The sequence below is a fragment of the Maricaulis maris genome (assembly GCF_036322705.1).
In the GTDB taxonomy this organism is placed as follows: domain Bacteria; phylum Pseudomonadota; class Alphaproteobacteria; order Caulobacterales; family Maricaulaceae; genus Maricaulis; species Maricaulis maris_B.
Genome location: NZ_AP027270.1, coordinates 49511 through 66609, shown reverse-complemented (window position 1 = coordinate 66609; position 17099 = coordinate 49511). Strand labels below are relative to the sequence as shown.

At 60.3% G+C, this 17099-nt stretch carries 18 protein-coding genes and 1 tRNA gene; 6 read left to right on the top strand and 13 right to left on the bottom strand.

All coding sequences use genetic code 11. The features are described from left to right. Positions 1-4 precede the first annotated feature (4 nt). The 3 genes from folD to AAA969_RS00340 are packed head-to-tail and all read right to left on the bottom strand — an operon-like array spanning position 5 to position 1513. Positions 5-901 (bottom strand): bifunctional methylenetetrahydrofolate dehydrogenase/methenyltetrahydrofolate cyclohydrolase FolD, encoded by an 897-nt coding sequence (gene folD / locus AAA969_RS00350; protein ID WP_338242376.1) that lies wholly within the window; start codon positions 899-901, stop codon positions 5-7. Continuing rightward, positions 882-1184 carry a DUF167 domain-containing protein gene (locus tag AAA969_RS00345; protein WP_338242374.1) on the bottom strand — a complete coding sequence of 101 codons (303 nt, stop codon included), beginning with the start codon at positions 1182-1184 and terminating at the stop codon, positions 882-884. Before AAA969_RS00345 ends, folD begins: the two co-directional genes overlap by 20 nt. Before the next feature lie 29 nt (positions 1185-1213). Next, entirely contained in the window at positions 1214-1513 is a 300-nt protein-coding gene (locus AAA969_RS00340; protein ID WP_338242372.1) for a YggT family protein, read from the bottom strand. A gap of 115 nt (positions 1514-1628) precedes the next feature. Here AAA969_RS00340 and AAA969_RS00335 point away from each other — a divergent pair. Next, a tRNA-Ala gene (locus tag AAA969_RS00335) sits at positions 1629-1704 on the top strand. Positions 1705-1776: 72 nt separating this feature from the next. Here the strand turns inward: AAA969_RS00335 and AAA969_RS00330 are convergent. Further along, positions 1777-2199 (bottom strand): response regulator, encoded by a 423-nt coding sequence (locus AAA969_RS00330; RefSeq protein ID WP_338242370.1) that lies wholly within the window; start codon positions 2197-2199, stop codon positions 1777-1779. 211 nt (positions 2200-2410) lie between these two features. On the opposite strand from AAA969_RS00330, the gene AAA969_RS00325 reads away from it, so the two are divergent. Then, a complete protein-coding gene (locus AAA969_RS00325; RefSeq protein WP_338242368.1) occupies positions 2411-3010 on the top strand; it encodes a helix-turn-helix domain-containing protein in 600 nt (199 codons plus the stop codon). Positions 3011-3097: 87 nt separating this feature from the next. Further along, complete coding sequence (locus AAA969_RS00320; protein WP_338242366.1) at positions 3098-3553, top strand: hypothetical protein; 456 nt, start codon at positions 3098-3100, stop codon at positions 3551-3553. A 6-nt stretch (positions 3554-3559) separates the two neighbouring features. Here AAA969_RS00320 and AAA969_RS00315 read toward each other — a convergent pair whose 3' ends face one another. Both AAA969_RS00315 and bioB read right to left on the bottom strand, forming a co-directional pair. Beyond that, on the bottom strand, positions 3560-3841 hold the full coding sequence (locus AAA969_RS00315) for a 4a-hydroxytetrahydrobiopterin dehydratase (protein WP_047157765.1): 282 nt from the start codon (positions 3839-3841) through the stop codon (positions 3560-3562). A 23-nt stretch (positions 3842-3864) separates the two neighbouring features. Continuing rightward, on the bottom strand, positions 3865-4869 hold the full coding sequence (gene bioB / locus AAA969_RS00310) for a biotin synthase BioB (RefSeq protein WP_338242359.1): 1005 nt from the start codon (positions 4867-4869) through the stop codon (positions 3865-3867). 19 nt (positions 4870-4888) lie between these two features. Between bioB and AAA969_RS00305 the strand changes: the two genes are divergently transcribed. Further along, entirely contained in the window at positions 4889-5290 is a 402-nt protein-coding gene (locus AAA969_RS00305; protein WP_338242355.1) for a VanZ family protein, read from the top strand. Between the two features lie 63 nt (positions 5291-5353). Here AAA969_RS00305 and AAA969_RS00300 read toward each other — a convergent pair whose 3' ends face one another. From AAA969_RS00300 to AAA969_RS00290, 3 genes are all read right to left on the bottom strand, one after another. After that, positions 5354-6814 carry a sodium:alanine symporter family protein gene (locus AAA969_RS00300; RefSeq protein ID WP_338242353.1) on the bottom strand — a complete coding sequence of 487 codons (1461 nt, stop codon included), beginning with the start codon at positions 6812-6814 and terminating at the stop codon, positions 5354-5356. Positions 6815-6974: 160 nt separating this feature from the next. Then, complete coding sequence (locus tag AAA969_RS00295) at positions 6975-7538, bottom strand: hypothetical protein (RefSeq protein WP_338242351.1); 564 nt, start codon at positions 7536-7538, stop codon at positions 6975-6977. A gap of 21 nt (positions 7539-7559) precedes the next feature. After that, a complete protein-coding gene (locus AAA969_RS00290; RefSeq protein ID WP_338242348.1) occupies positions 7560-8468 on the bottom strand; it encodes a GNAT family N-acetyltransferase in 909 nt (302 codons plus the stop codon). Between the two features lie 61 nt (positions 8469-8529). Here AAA969_RS00290 and AAA969_RS00285 point away from each other — a divergent pair, with 61 nt between their 5' ends. After that, entirely contained in the window at positions 8530-8712 is a 183-nt protein-coding gene (locus tag AAA969_RS00285) for a hypothetical protein (protein WP_338242346.1), read from the top strand. 445 nt (positions 8713-9157) lie between these two features. Here AAA969_RS00285 and AAA969_RS00280 read toward each other — a convergent pair whose 3' ends face one another. From AAA969_RS00280 to AAA969_RS00265, 4 genes are read right to left on the bottom strand one after another with little or no spacing between them, the layout of a single operon-like run. Continuing rightward, positions 9158-11359 (bottom strand): TniQ family protein, encoded by a 2202-nt coding sequence (locus tag AAA969_RS00280; RefSeq protein ID WP_233350754.1) that lies wholly within the window; start codon positions 11357-11359, stop codon positions 9158-9160. Between the two features lie 23 nt (positions 11360-11382). Continuing rightward, on the bottom strand, positions 11383-12285 hold the full coding sequence (locus AAA969_RS00275; RefSeq protein WP_338242343.1) for an ATP-binding protein: 903 nt from the start codon (positions 12283-12285) through the stop codon (positions 11383-11385). After that, entirely contained in the window at positions 12278-14482 is a 2205-nt protein-coding gene (locus AAA969_RS00270) for a Mu transposase C-terminal domain-containing protein (protein WP_121211493.1), read from the bottom strand. Before AAA969_RS00270 ends, AAA969_RS00275 begins: the two co-directional genes overlap by 8 nt. After that, positions 14479-15234, bottom strand: a complete 756-nt coding sequence (locus AAA969_RS00265) for a hypothetical protein (RefSeq protein ID WP_338242339.1) — start codon at positions 15232-15234, stop codon at positions 14479-14481. Before AAA969_RS00265 ends, AAA969_RS00270 begins: the two co-directional genes overlap by 4 nt. A gap of 410 nt (positions 15235-15644) precedes the next feature. On the opposite strand from AAA969_RS00265, the gene AAA969_RS00260 reads away from it, so the two are divergent. Continuing rightward, positions 15645-15899, top strand: a complete 255-nt coding sequence (locus tag AAA969_RS00260; RefSeq protein WP_047158062.1) for a hypothetical protein — start codon at positions 15645-15647, stop codon at positions 15897-15899. Positions 15900-17099 lie beyond the last annotated feature (1200 nt).

Below are 17099 nucleotides of genomic sequence, written 5' to 3'. Positions count from 1 at the left end.
GCAATCAAAAATCGCCCGGGATTTGCAGACCAGCCCGGAAGGCCGCTGCGACAACGGTGTTTCTGAGCAGCATGGCGATCGTCATCGGCCCGATACCGCCCGGAACCGGCGTGATCCAGCCCGCATGTCCGACGATTTCGTCGAAGGCCGCATCGCCGACCAGCCGGCTCTTGCCCTCGCCGCGCTCGGGCGCATCAATCCGGTTAATCCCGACATCAAGGACGCAGGCGCCCGGCTTCACCCAGTCACCCTTCACCATCTCCGGCCGGCCCACTGCGGGGACGAGAATATCTGCCGTTCGGCACAGGCCCGGCAGGTCCGCGGTCCGTGAATGGGCAATGGTGACCGTGGCATTCTTTTCCAGAAAGAGCAGAGCAGCCGGTTTGCCGACCAGGATCGAACGCCCGATAACCACGACCGACTTTCCGGACAGGTCGCCCATCGCGCGCTCGGCCAGCAAGACGCATCCGGCGGGCGTACAGGGCCGCAGGCCGGGCTTGCCCAGCACCAGGCGACCGGCACTGGTCTCGGTCAGGCCATCAACATCCTTGTCCGGATCGATAAACCCGATCACGCGATTGGCATCGATATGATCGGGCAGGGGCATCTGAACGAGAATGCCGTCGACCCCGTCATCGGCATTCAGACGCTGAACGATCGCGATGACCTCGGCTTCGCTGACATCGGCCGGCTTGCGGATCTCTATGGAGGTCAGTCCGGCCGCTTCGGTGCGGCGGACCTTGTTGCGCACATAGACATCACTCGCCGGATCATCGCCGATGAGGACAACCGCCAGACAGGGCGCACGACCCAGTGTCTTGGCCAGGGCCGCCCCGACCTCGCCCGCGCGGGCATCGATCTCGGCGGCAATGGCCTTGCCATCAATCAGGGTTGCGCTCATCCGCGAAGGCCTCCAGCTGGGCGACGAGTCTGGCCTGCAGCGACCCTTCGGCCACGATCCGGACTGTCTTCAGACGCGATGTCGCGCCGCGTATCACATCAATGTCGCGCTTGGGAATAGACAATTGCTTGGCCAGCAGCGCAATCAGGGCCGTATTGGCCTTGCCCTTCTCGGGCACCGACCGCACACGAACGGCCAGATGAAGCCGGTCAGCAGCATCGCTCTGCCAAGCCACAACCTCATCCCGGGAGGCGCCGGGCGTCAGGCGGACGTGGAATGTCACGGCATCGACAGAGACCGTGACCTTTCTCACTAGAACAAGCGCATCAGCTCGTTGAGCACATAGCCCTGGATGAAGCCGATCAGCAGCAGCAACACGATCGGCGAGAAATCCATCCCGCCGAGCGGCGGAATGACGCGCCGGATCGGTGACAGCAGCGGCTCCGTGATGGCCGAGGTCAGACGCCAGACCATCGCCACGAACTGGTTGTGCATGTTCACGACATTGAAGCTGATCAGCCAGCTCAGGATGACGCTCGCGAGCACCACGAACCAGAGCAGGTTCAAAAGCGGAGCAATGATGTAGATGATCAGGCCGTCAATCGGGGACATGGTTGCCCTTCCTCACTGTCTTGCACGTCTCCGCTTCTAGCCCGCAACGCGCGGCTAGGTCCAGCGGCACATGCTTGACAGTGCAGCGCGGGAAAAGTACCTGCGTTTCTGGTTCGGGGCCGTAGCTCAGTTGGGAGAGCGCGTCGTTCGCAATGACGAGGTCAGGGGTTCGATTCCCCTCGGCTCCACCATTTTTATCGCGGAATTCTGTCTCACGGCCATTCGCTGCGCGAACGTCTCCGACAGGGCGGGCTGACCAGACATCAGCTGACCATTTGCGGCATGGCGCCGGCGAGGCGGGCGAGATCATCCACGAGCTTTTTGAACGCGTGCTGGCGAGCCGGCTTTTCAACGGCCCCGACCACGCTGCCGAAGGCCCGGGCCGGCCCCAGCGCGTCGCCGGTCTCGCTCATCACCACAACCGGAATATCGCGCAGACCCGGCGTGTCACCGAGGCCGCGCAGAAGCCAGATACCATTGCCGTTCGCCATGCACATGTCGAGCAGGATGCAAACCGGCAGGTTCGGTCGGGCGTCGACCTGTCGGCACCGCAACAGGTCGAGGGCGGCTTCACCGGAGCGGACCGTCTCGAGGCGAACGGCCGTCGCATAGCGCTCGAAGGCTGACTGGACGAGACGGATGTCATCCTCGCAATCCTCAACCAGCAGCACGGTCTTCATGGCCATGTCCGGCACCCCTCCTACCCCCCTGACGGCGCAACAGGCCTTGCCACCAGGCGAACCTGGCGCGCGCCATATCCGGGACTCCTTGCGAACCCATGGCACAATTGAGGGGGAAGCGACTGTGTTCCAGCTCACACCCGTCGCATTTTCAGTTGCCAGCCGATATTTCGGGCCTACACGTAGTGGTGGGGAAAAACAGACATCGGGGGCAGCGTTGGACTGGGGCAAGGCGCTGCGCGCTTTCCGGGCGCGCACCGGGATCAATCAGCAAAGTCTCGCCGAGCAGCTTGGCATCAGCCAGCCGCAGGTTTCACGTTTCGAGGCCGGCACGGCGACGCCGCGCCAGACCGTCATAAGCGCAATCCGGGCCCTGATCGAGCGGCCCGACAATCGCAGCCTGATCGACGGACTGATGACGGCTATCCAGTTCAGCCCGCATGTGGTCTGCCTGGTTCAGCAGGCCCGTGACAATGTGCGCTATGTCGCGCTGTCACGCGGATTCCGCGAACACCCCCAATTCCGCAAGATTGAGGTCGGGCAAACCGTTCGCAAGGAAGCCAGCCGCGACGGCGAAAGGCTGTTGCTCCGCGCGATCGGAAGCGGCGTGTTTGCCGGCGAGGTCACGGCCATCGATGCGGTCTGGACCGCCGAGGTCGATCACCAGACCAATCACTGGCAAGGCATCATGACCCCGATCCGGTCATCCGATGGTGGTTGGTATCTGCATTGCGCCATGAAGCAGCTGGGCCCGGAGGCCTACAGCGCGACCCTTGCCCGGCGTGACGGGCCGATGGTCCTGCATACGCTGAGGTGAACGCCTCGCCGCGCCGACCACACCGGCCGCCCCGACAAACCCTGCTCCGAGAACGCTTCCTTTACCGCCACGGGTTAGGGTGCCGGGATGAACCTGTCGTCTCGTCTTCTGCCGGCCCTTCTGGGTCTTGTGCTCGCCCTGGTCGCGCCGCTGGCCGGCGCGGTTGCCAGCCCGCCTGCCGCGGCTCCGGCGCCAGCCGAAGACGGCCGTCACCGCACCATAACCTCGTCGGAAACCTACATGCCGCTGCCGGCCATCGCGGCCACGGTCCAGTCCAACCGGCGCGCTCGGGGCCTGCTGCAGATCGAAGCCGGGCTGGAGATCTCCGACGCCCGACTAAGGCAGCGGGTCGAGCTGTACATGCCGCGCCTGCGCAATGCCTATCTGTCAGCCCTGTCGACCTATACCGGCATGTATTATCGCTATGGCGACGTGCCCGACGCGGACCGGATTTCCCGGATCCTGCAAGAGGCGACCGACACCACGCTTGGCCAGGAAGGCGCCGAAGTCCTGATCGGCATGATCATGATCCACGGCGACTGAGCGACCTCAGCCGACGGCGATCTTGTCCATGAAACCGGCCAGCTCGACATCGAGCGCGGTTACCCCACCCGCATCATGCGTGGCCAGGGTCACATCGACCTTGTTCCAGACATTGAACCATTCGGGATGGTGGTCCATTGCCTCGGCCTTTACGGCAACCCGACTCATGAAGCCCCAGGCCTCGTTGAAGTCGGCGAATTCGAAGACCTTGCGGATGGCATCGCGGTCGTCGACGGCTTGCCAGCCGGACACGCTTTTCAGCGCGGCCTGTGCTCCGATCTTCTGCATTCGATCTCTCCCTGATCCGCAGCCTATTCGGCCGGTAACGACGTCGTCGCGCCAAGCGTCATTGGCTCGATCCCCAGCGCCTTGAACAGGTCGAAATCATCGCTCTGCTCCGGATTGGGCGTGGTCAAAAGCTCTTCGCCGACGAAAATGGAATTGGCGCCGGCGAGGAAACACAGGGCCTGAAGCTCACGGCTCATGCCTTCGCGACCAGCCGACAGACGCACCATCGAGCGCGGCATCAGGATCCGCGCGGTGGCGATGGTGCGAACGAAATCGATCCCGTCCAGCGGCTTGCTGTCACCGAGCGGCGTGTTGGGCACGGCAACAAGGTGATTGATCGGGACGCTCTCGGGATGCGGGTCCATCGAGGCCAGTTCGGTCAGCAGACCGATCCGGGCCGCCTCGTCCTCGCCCATCCCGACAATGCCGCCGGTGCAGACGTGGATGCCGGCCCCGCGAACGCGGGACAGGGTGTCGATCCGGTCCTGATAGGTCCGCGTCGAGATCACGCGGCCATAATCTTCCGGCGCGGTATCAAGATTGTGGTTGTAATAGTCGAGACCCGCATCGCGCAGCTTCACCGCCTGTCCGTCGGTCAGCATGCCCAGCGTCACGCAGGTTTCCATGCCGAGGGATTTCACCCCGGTGATCATGTCGCAGATCTTGTCCTCGTCGCGTTCCTTCAACTCGCGCCAGGCCGCGCCCATGCAGAAGCGGGTCGCGCCGCCATCGCGGGCCTTCTTCGCGGCCTCCATGACGTCGTCCAGCGGCATCAGCTTGGAGGCTTTCAGGCCGGTATCGAAATGAGCCGACTGATTGCAATAGCCACAATCCTCGGCACAGCCGCCTGTCTTGATCGACAAGAGCTGGCTGGTCTGGACCTGGTTGGCCGGATGGCATCGCCTGTGCACGGACTGCGCGGCAAAGATGAGATCGTTAAACGGCGCACGGTAGATTTCGCCGGCGCTGTCCCGCGTCCAGTCCGTACGAACTTGCGTCAGTTGGTCGATATCGTTCAGAAGGCTCATGGAAGATCAGTCCCGAAAAATGACACCGGAAACTAGGAAGACCGACGCGCCGCGTCCAGACATGGCACTGCGCTGGGCGGCGCGGATCCTGTTTGTGGTCGCCATTGTGCTCATCACAGACCTCGCGCTGCAACCTGGAACCGCGCTGCCGGCGCGGCTTTTCGGACAGGACAAGCTGGAACATTTCGGCGCGTTTCTGGTCCTCGCGGTGCTGGCGCGGATCGCTGTCCCCGGTCTGCCGCGCTGGGTCGCGCTGTTTGCGCTGATCGGCTATGGCGCCGGTATCGAGTGGTTGCAGGGTATTGGAGAGGCCGGTCGAACCGCCTCACTGGCCGACCTGGTCGCAGACGGGCTCGGGGTCACAGCCGGCTTGCTCATCGCCGGTTTTGCCGCTCGAAACCTTGGTGAACCGCAGCGCTGAGCGCCGGCCATGAAAAAAGGGCCCCGGCATTGCGGGGCCCTTTCATCTCGTCCGGATAACGGATCAGGCAGACGGCGTCTGCTCGCTTGCCGCATCATCGGATGAGCCTTTTTCGAGCTTGTCGAAATAGGCCCGGGTCATCTTGAACACCAAGGGTGACAGCACCAGCAGGGCGATCAGGTTTGGCGCGGCCATCAGGCCGGTCAGCGTATCCGTCGTGAGCCAGACCGTGTTCATCAGCTGGGTGACATTGTCCCCGGCATAGAGCAGGAAGGTCGCGCCCAGGATCATCGCAATCCACGCCAGGCGGAAGGGCAGGATGACTTTCTCGCCCAGCAGGTACTCCGCACACCGTTCGCCATAATAGGACCAGCCAAGAATGGTGGTGAAGGCGAACAGCGCCAGCGCTGCGGTCACGAAGTGATCACCGAACCCCGGCAGGGCATCTGCGAAGGCGGCGGTGGTGATGCGGGCACCGGTATCACAGATCTCCGGGACATTGCCGCTCATGGCGATCAGGCCGGCATTGCATTCGGCCGGGATCACGCCCGAGGTCAGAATGGCGAGACCGGTGATGGTGCAGACCATGATCGTGTCGATGAAGGTCCCGAGCATCGCGATGATACCCTGGTCAACCGGGTCATCGTTCTGGGCCGCAGCGTGCGCGATCGGGGCCGACCCCTGACCGGCCTCGTTGGAGAAGATGCCGCGCGCCACGCCGCGCTGCATCGCCAGCATCAGCAACGCACCGGAGAAGCCGCCGGCGGCAGCGCCGAAACCGAAGGCGTTCGCGAAAATGGTCCCGAAGGCGGCTGGAATGGCCTGGAAGTTGATCGCGACCACGACAAGGCCGACCGCGATATAGGTCAGGGCCATTGCCGGCACGATCTTTTCGGCAACACTGGCGATCCGCTTGATCCCGCCGAGAATGACCATGCCCGCCAGCAGCGCCATGATGCCGCCGGTGATGTAGTACTCAACGCCGTAGGTATTGCCCACGGTGCGGACGACTTCAGCGGTCTGGATCGCATTGCCCGTGCCCAGGCCCGCCATGACGCCGAAGAAGGCGAACAGGCCGCCGAGCCAGACCCACCGCTTACCCATGCCGTTCTTGATGTAATACATCGGGCCACCGACCCGGCGTCCGCTCGCGTCGACTTCGCGGAATTTCACCGCGAGGACGCCTTCGGAGAACTTGGTCGCCATGCCGACCAGGGCGGTCATCCACATCCAGAACAGGGCGCCCGGACCACCAATCGCGATCGCGACCGCAACACCGGCAATATTACCGGTACCAATGGTCGACGACAGCGCCGTCATCAAGGCCTGGAAAGGCGTCACATCCCCTTCGCCCTCGGACTTGCGCCCCTTCATCAGCTCGCCAAAGGCAAAGCCGATCTTGCGCAGGGGCATGAATTTCAGCCCGATTGTCAGATAAAGGCCGGTCCCCAGAAGCAGGGCCAGCATTGGCGGACCCCACACAAATCCATTCACGATGTCGACATACCCAGAAATGATGTCCATGCCGTTCCCCATTTGCTTGCTGCGCGCACATTAGGAATTAGTCGCGGGGTGTGGAAAGGCTTTTCTGCGCTTGGATGACAGCCTGACGGGCCTGCATCACCGCCATTGCGGTCCGGTGGCGGGTCGGGTGGAGGCTCATTTGAGGTCCGTGACGCGGGGGTCAACCCTCCGGATCAACGAGGGCTTCGATCGCGAAAATTCCGAACACCCAGTCATCATCGCTCATCCCGGCGAGCGCCGGATCGCTCCCGCGTGGCCAGACCAGCATGGCCGGTCCACGACCGCCCAGACCCAATGGATGCCCATCCTGATAGAGCGCCAGTATGACATCATGGCGGCGGGCACGCTCAGCCGAAAACTCGCGCTGATACCCATCCAGCGCAGTGATGCGGAGGGTGAGACCGGCCGAGGCGGCATCGGCCAGGACATCCCGCAATAGCGGGCCGGAGAAGGAGTGGATCTCACCACCGGCCGGAAAGTCGGTTGTCAGCGTGACGCGGTCGAACGCTGCCAGCTCAGCAAAGGTCAGCCCGAGCGCGCTGTCGAATGCAAGACCATAGCTGGCGAACATGGGCTCCTCGGCCGGCCGCATTGCGCCCCGGTCCGACCGGATACCATTGCCGAAAACCGTCACGATGTCCGGTCCCGGGGATGCCGGTCCCGCGGCGGGTTGGCAGCTACAGAGCGACAGGGCGCCGATGGCAATCAAGATGGCTGAACGCACGGCAAGCTGCTCCGTTTCGGGTCAGAGATAGGTTCCGGCGAGGGTGACTACGGCACCGCCCGTACCGATCTTGAAGCGGGCAATTCCGGCACCGGACGTGGTGTTGACACCGCCGAGGTCGAGCTGTCTCACGCCGCGTGCCCGCAAGTTCTCGATGGCGGTCCACAGCAGGAGATTATGCGCCCCTCGGGGGGCGTGGGCGTGATCCAGCCAGCCCATCTGGTAGGTGGCAGCGGCGCCGTGGAGGACAAACAGCATGGCGGCCCGCTTTTGTTTGCCCTCATCCAGTCGCAGGACCAGAAGGGCATCGCGGTCACCCTTGGCCGCCACAAATTCCGGGACGAGTGCGGCCGGTGTCGACTTGTAGCCGCGGGTTTCACGCTGCCCCTCCTCGGTCGTCAACAGCCAGCGATACTGGGCGAGCTTGGTGCCGTTGACGGTCGCGGACAGGCCAGCCTTCTCGGCGGCGGTGAGATTATTGCGCCATTTGGACTCGAGACCGGCGCGCAGGGAGTCCAGAGGCTGGGCGAGATCGAGCATCACCGTGGAATACCCGGTCATGACCCGGCTCAAGGAACGTCCCGCTTGCGGATCGGTCTCATCGAGCGAAAACAGGGTGTTGCGAGGCCAGCTCAATCCGGTCCCCGACTTGAGGGCCTTGAACGCTCGAACCTTGGTCGCGGGCCCGACATCCTCCAGCCACACGGGGCCGCGGGTGCACAGCGCCATGTTGACCAGGCCACCCATCCTTCGAACCGTGAACTGCGCCAGGCCGATCAGGGTCCCGTCCTCGACCAGACCGGCGCGAATGACCCGTCCGCCGAGGCTTTTGACTGCCTCGCCATAGCTCCAGTCCTGCTGCAGGGCAGCCGGTTTCGCCATCAAGGCGAGGTCCCAGGTCGGTTGACCGATATCCAGATCGATACGCATGAGAGGAAGCGTTAGGGATATCCGGTTAATGAGAGTTAAGCATAACCGGAAGGACGCAGTGATGTTTGCGAAACGCCCCGAAACCGTCATGGGCCACACCATCGCCGAACCCCGCCCGACCCTGATGGCCGTCTGGCTGGCCTTTCTCTATGTCGGCGTCCCGCTCCTCGTCATCACCGGCCTGCTCGACCTGGCGATGCAGCTCTTCTTCGGTGTCTGCACCGGCCTCTGGTGCCTGCAGTAGGCAGTCGCCGCTCCAGCACCCCGGGACCCACCGGGTCGGCAAGCGCGGCCGCGCGCCGGGCGGTCAGCCCACCCCTTCGGAAGCGCGAGCGTCGCGAATTGCCGTGAGATCGGTGAAAAATAACGCACCTTGCGGAACCAGATCCAAACCCCACAGCCTTGAGCGCGTTCCGTGTGAGCATCGACCCCATCGCCGAAGTCAGCGACAGGCTCGGGTCGAGCGGAGCGGGAACAAGGAAAGAAATGTTGGACGTCACAAGTCGTTGGACGTTGCGCAAGTACATTCAATATCTTAGCCGAAGCGTGCGTCCAATTTGGCTAGACCAAACGTCAAATCAGTTTGGACAAAACGTCTCATTCAGCAGAACAAGTTGGATCTTCCTCTCATCGGGCAAAAAAGCGCCGCCCCAGTTGGGGGCGGCCCTTAGACGATTTGGCTGTATCGATTAGAGGTAGCGGTGAAGTTCGTGCGCACGACCCACAATTCGGTCGACGAGATGAGAGGTTTCAGACTCCGGCGAAACACCGAATCCAACACCATCAACGAGTACGAAGCCGCCACCAGGTTCCCGCCGCACTTCGGCTCCAGGCCAGATCTTCTCAGGCTCAACAGCAGCAGCGAGGATCTTCCGCAAACGGCCGCCCTCATTGACAGACCTGAACAATGCCACAAGGTCATAGCGATCAAGTGTCGGCTTGCGGGTAACTTTGAATGACCAATTCCGCGATGTCGCCTCCACTACAATCGCAGGATCAGTAATCACGCGAGCTGTTCCAGGCACCGATGCCGATGCGAACTTCTCGGTAAGTTCATCGCGCAGTACCTCAAGGGCTTGGAAGCCGGTGCGACTCTCTAGCCTAATGCCCACAAGACTGTGAACCTGTTCCCGAGAGACGAAACAAACTACACGTTTCCCATACTCGTTGATCGGCTCCACGCCTTTTTTTCTGAGCAACTTGAGCGCGCTCCGCGCAGAGCATCTCAACAACGGGGCATAATCAGCCGCCCTGGCGTAGGCGTCCTCGAATGCATCGAGAGACGCCTCGCAAATCCGTGATCGGCCAGATTCATCCTCGACAATCTTCAGGTAAGAAAGCTCAACCAGCTGGGCCAAACCGTCAGTTTCCGTTCCGAGACGTGCCTTTGCTTTCGCGAACGTGATTGCGTTCTTGATCTGGGCACCGGGCCGAAGGCGTGTCTTTTGGAAATAGGCGACCCTCGCACCATGGAAGAACGGCGCATCTTGATCATAATCGATCAGGCCAATGGTATTATTCCGAATGAGCTGTGAATAGGCTGCGGGGAGCGAGATGCCGACTTTAGCGGCAAACGACGCGAGAGGCATTCCCTTGGGGTCGAAGCCCTCGCGCCGCCCCTGGTGCGCCCGGGCGATAAAGGCTTTGATCGCGTCTTCCTGGAAATAGCGCTGCCCATCACACCGGAAGTCCATTTTGAGGGTCCCCCTGCTGACCAGCTCGTCGACCTCATCAATTGTGCAGCCCAGCTCCGCCGCGACGTGCTCCAAAGATAAAGCGGTGGCAATATAGCGCCTGACAGCATCGATGTTGTCACTACTGAGGCGATAAGCCCGTGTGTGAGCGCATCGCTGAGTCGGAACCGCCGCCGCCTCCAAAATCTTGCGCAGATATTTGCTTTCGAGCTTCAAGTCAGTAGCGACTGATTCCAAAGTCCAGGCCCCGTCCGCGCCGTCATGTTGAGACAGCCTGCCGGAGGGAGTAGCAAGACCACTACGAACCCGAACTTCGCCAAAGCAATCGCTGACCAGCGTACGCAAGCCTTCCGTTGGAATGGTGCGAGTGAGCTGCGGGGCGTAGTGGCAGCGCGAGTGATAGCGAGTCTGATCGGAATCAGGCTGCAGCCACTTAGCCTCCGCGAGAAATTTCACGATTGCGTCTCGGCCCGCAAGCAGTGACGGAAAACTGAACTGCGCCAAATTTCGGAGCTCACATGGTGTGTGCGAAGGCGATTCTATCCCTCGGTGGAGCTTGGTCAGGACGACCGCAGCCCGGAGAACGGAATGCAAGGACTGTCCAGCAAAGTGAGAAGGCTCTGCCGTCTCCACCCCCGTTACCTTGTTGAAGACGTGACGATCCAACGCGGTGGCGGGGTAGGGTATGGCGTGGTCTTGGCCAATCATTACACCCCGCTGGGTCCAGCCGGCCTCCGGGTACCGCCAATCAATCGGGTCGCCGTCGAGTCCCTCGATCAGCCTCACGTCATGGATGGGGCATGCGGCCACCGGCACGATGTCGAACCAAATCCGGATATAGCGCTCTTCCTCCAGGCAGAGCGGGCAGACCCGGCGTCGACCCTTCGAGAACGTCCGACTGGGGAGCAGATGACCGCAGATTTCATAGCCTTGAGTCGTGCGCCTGGGCGTGTTCCAGGCGAGTTCGTCGCTACCGTAGATGGGGAGTTGGTTCACAACCTCCAACTGCTCGTCGAAATCCCAGTCTAGTCCGTTCAGGCCTAGCGAGAGCAGAAAGGCCTCGGTACTGAACGCGTAGTTGGCGGTCGCTGCCCGCTGCAAAAATCCGTAAACGGGCTCGTGCGGATAGACCTCACCCGGCCAGTTCGACATGGGAAGCCTAGCGATATCCACTACGTCTTGATGGGCACTGACCATCTTATTTCCTTCCATTGCCGCGGTCATGAGAGCGACGGGTCGTTGCGGAATGGATTGAAAACCTCATTGGGGCGCTTGCGATTGTCGTATGCCTCCGCGAAATGGCAGAGTTCCAGCCTATCCGAACCGGCTTCGAGCGCGATTTCGCCCGCGGCGATCATGTAGACCTTGAGGATGCCGATACATCCTTTTGTCGCTTTGAAGAGTCGGCTCGAAAAATCCATTGAGGCAAAATCAGAGAGCTCGAACGGCATTTCCTCGTCGAACTTGTGACAAAGGACCCGAAAATGCTGGCAGTCTACGGGGTCCGTCCAGTCGTAGGGACGCAGCCGCTTGTAAGGCAGGCCGCCGCGCCCGATGAGCTGAGAATCCTCTGCGAGGATCGAATAAGTCTCCGGCAGTCCGATGCAAAGGATGTTGAACTGATTGAGGTTGAGCATCTTGCGCAGCAGTTTGCGCGAAAAACTAAGCACCTTCCTGTTCTTCTCAGGGAAGAGCTCCTGAGCCTCATCAAAGATGACAAACTGAACTTCCGACCGTTGGAGTTCCCGCAGGATCGCCAGGATTAAGTTGGAGTTAGTCATCCGCAGCGAGACCTGCATGCCAAGTCCGCTGGCGATGCTGTCCAGCACTGCGCGAGCTCCGCCCTCGATGGGAGAATCGACCAGCAAAACGCTGCGCTTAATCCCATCTGCTCCGATCTCCGGCTTGTATTCCGCCAGAACTTCAGATGCGCCGTAAGTCTTACCGGTCCGGCTTTCGCCGATCAGCGCACAGATATTGCCCCGACCCGGCACTCCACCTTCGACGGGTTTGAAGAATCGCCTAATGGCCTTCGTTGCTTGCTGATGGTTGGCATGGTCAACGAAGATGTTTGTCATCTGCCTCTGACGATCCGCCGGCAGCCGTTCCTTGAAGTCACGCATCACTTCTACTCCCTGAATTGACTTGCGCGGCGAGCATGAGGATCTCGTCCATGTCGTCGCTCCCGGCAGCCGAGTTGATTTCGATCTTGGAAATTTGGGTTTCGCCGGTAGAAGGCGTTTCCAAACCGGTGGTCGGATCCGAGGTCACAAGCACAGGCTCTTCGTGGACTGCGGTCAGGGGTATGAGATCTGCTTCGCCTCCACACTGATCCTCGAATACGAGCTCGCTTACGCCCGGATGGGCACGGTTGCCGTAGAGATAGCGGGTGAGCTTGCGTTCGAGTTGCTTGCGGCGGCCCGACCGGAGGGCACCCATCCCTGCATTTATCAGGGCCGCCCTAGCCTTCCAGAGCGCTTCCGGGTCGCTGCGGTGTTCCTCCCGCATCAGCTCGTGCTCGCGGCAAAGCCGGTGCTGGAAAACAGAGAGCCCCTTGGTGTACTTCCGCCACTTGTCGACGACCGGAAGCTCGATGACCTCTTTGGCGTGATGGTTGTAGAGGTACACCTTAGAGACATCGTAGGGATCGCGGCGGACGTGGTACTTGGCTGAACAAGCCTTGGACGACTGACCTCTGTGATCGGGATGGGCGAGAATGCGATCCAGGTCAGGCGACCAGTACCTGATATGATCCCATTCAACGCCGTACTTCTGGACCGTACGCTCGGCGGTCTGCCCAGCGAGCGCGATGAAGAGCTCCTCGCTGGGAAGGCTCGGGCTGTCGAGAAGGTCCAGCTTGTCTCGCCACGCGTCGATCGGTGCCCTTGGAACCCCCGGCGCCCTGCCGAGTCCCCGGTTCGGCCGCCGATTGTAGTCCGTGACGATCCATTTGGTCGCGAGATCACGAAACTCTGACAGCGTCAAAACAGGCGCCTCCGGCTCCTCGTAATCGCGGTGCTGAACCGCGTTAGAGTGGGTCGTGCCGGGGAAGCGGTGGCTAAAGCGCGCCACTTCGCGCATGAAGCGTTCGACAAGGCCCTTGTGCCAGGGTTCACGCGGGGGAAGGCGAATGAGATTGAAGCCCAGGTCCGCAGCAGCGGCCAAGAGGTGACCGTTGGCAAACTCTCTTCCGTTGTCGATGTAGAGATTCTCAATCCGGCCCATACAAGGCCAGTCTTCGTCATTGAGGCCATCGATATGGTCAATGCGCTTCTGAAAGATTGCATTGCGCAGACCGTCTAGAACGGAAGCGTAGCCCGGGACGTCGAACGAGATCGAAAACCCGACAACCATGCGGGTGGCGCGGTCCAGAAACGCGATAAGGTAAGGACGTCCGAGAATGACGCGGTTGTCGTCGACGAGAATGAGATCCACAGGCGTAAAATCGACCTCAACCTCGCCGTAAGGGCGATCAGGCAACCCACGCGTCTGGTAGCTCTGGCAATTCTTACGCGCATAGTATGTGCCGATACGTCCCGCCTGTTTCACGAAAGGCGACACCTTCCTGCGAATCTCGCGCTCAAGCGTCGACAGGCTCGGCGGCGTCAGAAGTCCTTTCTCGTCGAGGTGTTTGAGCGGAGCGGACTCGCTATATTTCTTGCCTTCCGCCGAGCGGTTGACGTCAGAGATGTAGCTCAGTGCCTCGAGGTGAGCATCTTTTATCGAACCGCCCTGAAGGTACCGGTCGACAGCGCGATCAAGCGCGACCTTTTTCGCTTCGGGGAGCCTTGAGCCCCTTTTTCCCTTCAGGTCATGACGCGGAGCGTAAGCGGCGAGGCCGATTTCTTGGAAATGGGCGTCGTGCAAGCGCTTCCAGTTGAGCACCGAGGTAGGCGAGGGCGAGGTTTCCTCACCGCGTTCAAGGGCTTTCTCGGCGATCCGATCCTTGAGCCACTTCCGGCTTGTTCGAAATCCGGTCGGATGCTGCATCACATATTTCACGTAGTCATGTTTGAGCGCCGCGGCGGCTCGCGCGTGTGGGTCTTCCAGGTGCGGTGCCATCGGAGAAAGGGGTGGGCACATAGATGATCGGGATCGGTATTTAAGTTTCCCAGAGCCATAGAGGTCGACCAACCGAAGATCGGTTTCGATCAGCAATTCTTGTGTCTCGAGGTGAATAAGTATCCACTTGTCGCGTTGGCGCTTTTGGACAAAGTGCTCCTCACCGTTAATCCAAACACTATCGCCGACAACAAGTCTCAGCCGGGGATAGAGATTGCCATGTGGAACCTCGACTGATTTGAGGTGAGAACTGGTCATTCAGCGGCCTCATTGAACCGCACTTCAGTGTTGCGCCCATACTTTGCGCCTGAAGCGAGTACGACCTCGCCGGCAAGGCCCAAGCGCATTACCGAGCCAAAGGCCCCGGCCATCTGACAACGCGCTTCGATTGATGCTTCTTCGCAGCGTTGGCCGATGCTTGAGACGCCGCCGTGTGCTTCAAGCGTACGTCGCACCGTGTATTCACTCGACGGATCCTGCGGTGCATGCCGGTGGCGGTACATCGTCCGCGCGTTTGACAGCCTGGGCTCTGCGTAAAGGTCGCGCTCCGTCCAGACGAGCAATTCAACGCCGTGATCAAAACGATATGCTTGGCGAATAGCGGCTACTCGCGACACCCATTGGTCCGCTTCAGCGAAGTAGCTTGCCTTCGTGTCAATAGCAAAAAGGCGTTCGTCTTTATTCAAAGCGATGAAATCAGGTGTGTATTCACGCCTAACTCGCCCGCTATTATTGCTTTCCATCCAATAGAGGAGCGGATTCGGCTGGCAGACATAGTATTGAATGCGAGGGTCTACCGAAAGAAGGAGGTGGCCTAAGCTTTCGAGGTGGCTTTCAAACGGCGCGTATGAATTCAGGCATTTGGGAGTTTTGGCGAAAATCCCGTCGCGTGCGACCCAAACCTTTCCGGGCTTCCAAGTTCTCGTGGGCTCCGCGCCTTGATAGAGTCCGAGCTGGCGAAATTTTGAAGCGCGGCTTCCCCGCGGCGCGAATGTGGCTTTATCGGTCATGACCATAATTTGCGATGACGAGTAAAAATTGTCAATGTCAATTTAAGGAAGTTGACAAATTTTTTTAGTCTATGGTTAATGCTCGCGGCTGGGCAAGGACAAGAGCTGCAATGAAGTTCGAAATTGAAGAGACATTACACGGACCTAAGCGAGTTGCGGAAATGACGAGCTTGGCAATGGACGGTCAACGGAACTGGCGACACCGAGGGCACCTAGGTCCGAGCGATGGCACGCGTGGAAAAATGAGGACAAGGTCCGTCGCGGCTCTCGCGGTCCGCGCTTGGGCTTCGTCACTTGGCTTTCCGCCGCGCGAAAGTGAGCAGCTGGGCCAAGCAACAGCGGCGAGCGTATTATACGCTGCTATTATCAACTCGCCTTCGACACTGAAAGTAGAGGGGACACGCTCAGCAGTGGCCGAGTTTTTCGCGCAATATTCCGAGCACGACCATATCGCACGGGGCGTGAGCGGTCTCGGCGACACTCAGCAAGTTATCTCAATTACTTGGGCGGACAACGGCCCGCCAGAGCTCAACAAGAACGTGCCGGGAGCAAACGAGCTCGATGAAGTGATCGCGATGCGACAGTTAAATTTGATCGCACTCGGCGACTGGGTCGCTGATCAAGCTGATCATCCACTCTTTCTGATCAAAGCTCTCGACGCCTGATCTAATCCTATTGAGAGACTCATCTACTAGTGCGTTTTGGAGGGCAGGCACCTCGCCTGACGGGAAGACCACTTGGCGTTCTAAAAACTCCAACGAAATGGCTCAGAAACCTTCGATAGACGCTCAACCCTGCAAATCAATAAGCCTTCTAGGGCGGCCACCAGCTCGATGCGCCACGAGCCTCGCGCACAGCTGGTAGATCGCGCCCGCCAAATTTTACCCAGATTGAACAGGTGTCGGCTTAGGTGGGGCCGACTACGTAAAGCCCGCCCCACTTCAGCCGGGGCCCGAGAGAGCTGAAACCCTGCTATGCTTAGGCTAGGCTATCCAAAGGATTCCCATGCCTCGCGAGCTGGCTTCACTTCAAAAGCCGACCTCGGTCGCTCCGCAGTATAGCTCGTATGCTTCACGCGTAGCGAACCAGTTGGGAGATCACGGATCAAGTCAGTGTGACCGTAGGTAGGACGAAACCACTCGGAAAGCTCGAATGGGCGCAGGATCAAGGGAAACCATGGCGTCGCTCGACCAATGTCCGCCGGCGACTGAACGATACAAGGCCAGAACACCGGATCAGCATCATAGCTCCTGGCGCGGTACACCTCACCAGCGAGAAATAAGATAGATCCCTCTGCACTAGTGACATCCAGGTGACCGTCAAAATTAAAACTACGACAATCGCCCTCAATCGCCGCGATGGCTAGGACTGCCCGCTCCGTCGATTGCATGTACGGCTCGGACTGAGTGATGCGAACACTCTCGGCATCGTCTGGAAAGCGCCCGCAGCGGACCATGCGGCGGGAGATACTGCCAGGTTGCCCGAAGAAGCACGGGAAATGCTGATCCAGGGCCTGCCGCTTTCCACCGACCCATTCCGGAATGCGTCTGGGCGAGCCCGCGTGGCCAACCCACTCACTGAGCGACGCAATAGCCGTTTCTTCCGACGGCAGGCGGAGACAAAAGAGCCGCAACGGCGACCTCCATATTTTCTGAATAAGAGTTGTGATGACCATACCACAGAATTCCAATAATGCAAGAAAAACAATAAGTTCCAATTGGCAACGGCGCGGTGACAACAGGAAAGTTGAGCGAACCGACGCCCCATAGTTGTCGCCTGACAAGAAGACGCCGGCTGAAGCGCGGGCGCCGATTTGGCAACGCGATCTCCCCACTGTCGGGTCAATTCATGTAGACATGGATGTC

Coding starts and splice junctions, on each gene's coding strand:
- folD (WP_338242376.1), bottom strand. CDS start 901: ATGAGCGCAACCCTGATTGATGGCAAGGCCATTGCCGCCGAGATCGAT.
- AAA969_RS00340 (WP_338242372.1), bottom strand. CDS start 1,513: ATGTCCCCGATTGACGGCCTGATCATCTACATCATTGCTCCGCTTTTG.
- AAA969_RS00330 (WP_338242370.1), bottom strand. CDS start 2,199: ATGGCCATGAAGACCGTGCTGCTGGTTGAGGATTGCGAGGATGACATC.
- AAA969_RS00320 (WP_338242366.1), top strand. CDS start 3,098: ATGAACCTGTCGTCTCGTCTTCTGCCGGCCCTTCTGGGTCTTGTGCTC.
- AAA969_RS00315 (WP_047157765.1), bottom strand. CDS start 3,841: ATGCAGAAGATCGGAGCACAGGCCGCGCTGAAAAGCGTGTCCGGCTGG.
- bioB (WP_338242359.1), bottom strand. CDS start 4,869: ATGAGCCTTCTGAACGATATCGACCAACTGACGCAAGTTCGTACGGAC.
- AAA969_RS00305 (WP_338242355.1), top strand. CDS start 4,889: ATGACACCGGAAACTAGGAAGACCGACGCGCCGCGTCCAGACATGGCA.
- AAA969_RS00300 (WP_338242353.1), bottom strand. CDS start 6,814: ATGGACATCATTTCTGGGTATGTCGACATCGTGAATGGATTTGTGTGG.
- AAA969_RS00290 (WP_338242348.1), bottom strand. CDS start 8,468: ATGCGTATCGATCTGGATATCGGTCAACCGACCTGGGACCTCGCCTTG.
- AAA969_RS00285 (WP_338242346.1), top strand. CDS start 8,530: ATGTTTGCGAAACGCCCCGAAACCGTCATGGGCCACACCATCGCCGAA.
- AAA969_RS00280 (WP_233350754.1), bottom strand. CDS start 11,359: ATGGTCAGTGCCCATCAAGACGTAGTGGATATCGCTAGGCTTCCCATG.
- AAA969_RS00275 (WP_338242343.1), bottom strand. CDS start 12,285: ATGCGTGACTTCAAGGAACGGCTGCCGGCGGATCGTCAGAGGCAGATG.
- AAA969_RS00270 (WP_121211493.1), bottom strand. CDS start 14,482: ATGACCAGTTCTCACCTCAAATCAGTCGAGGTTCCACATGGCAATCTC.
- AAA969_RS00265 (WP_338242339.1), bottom strand. CDS start 15,234: ATGACCGATAAAGCCACATTCGCGCCGCGGGGAAGCCGCGCTTCAAAA.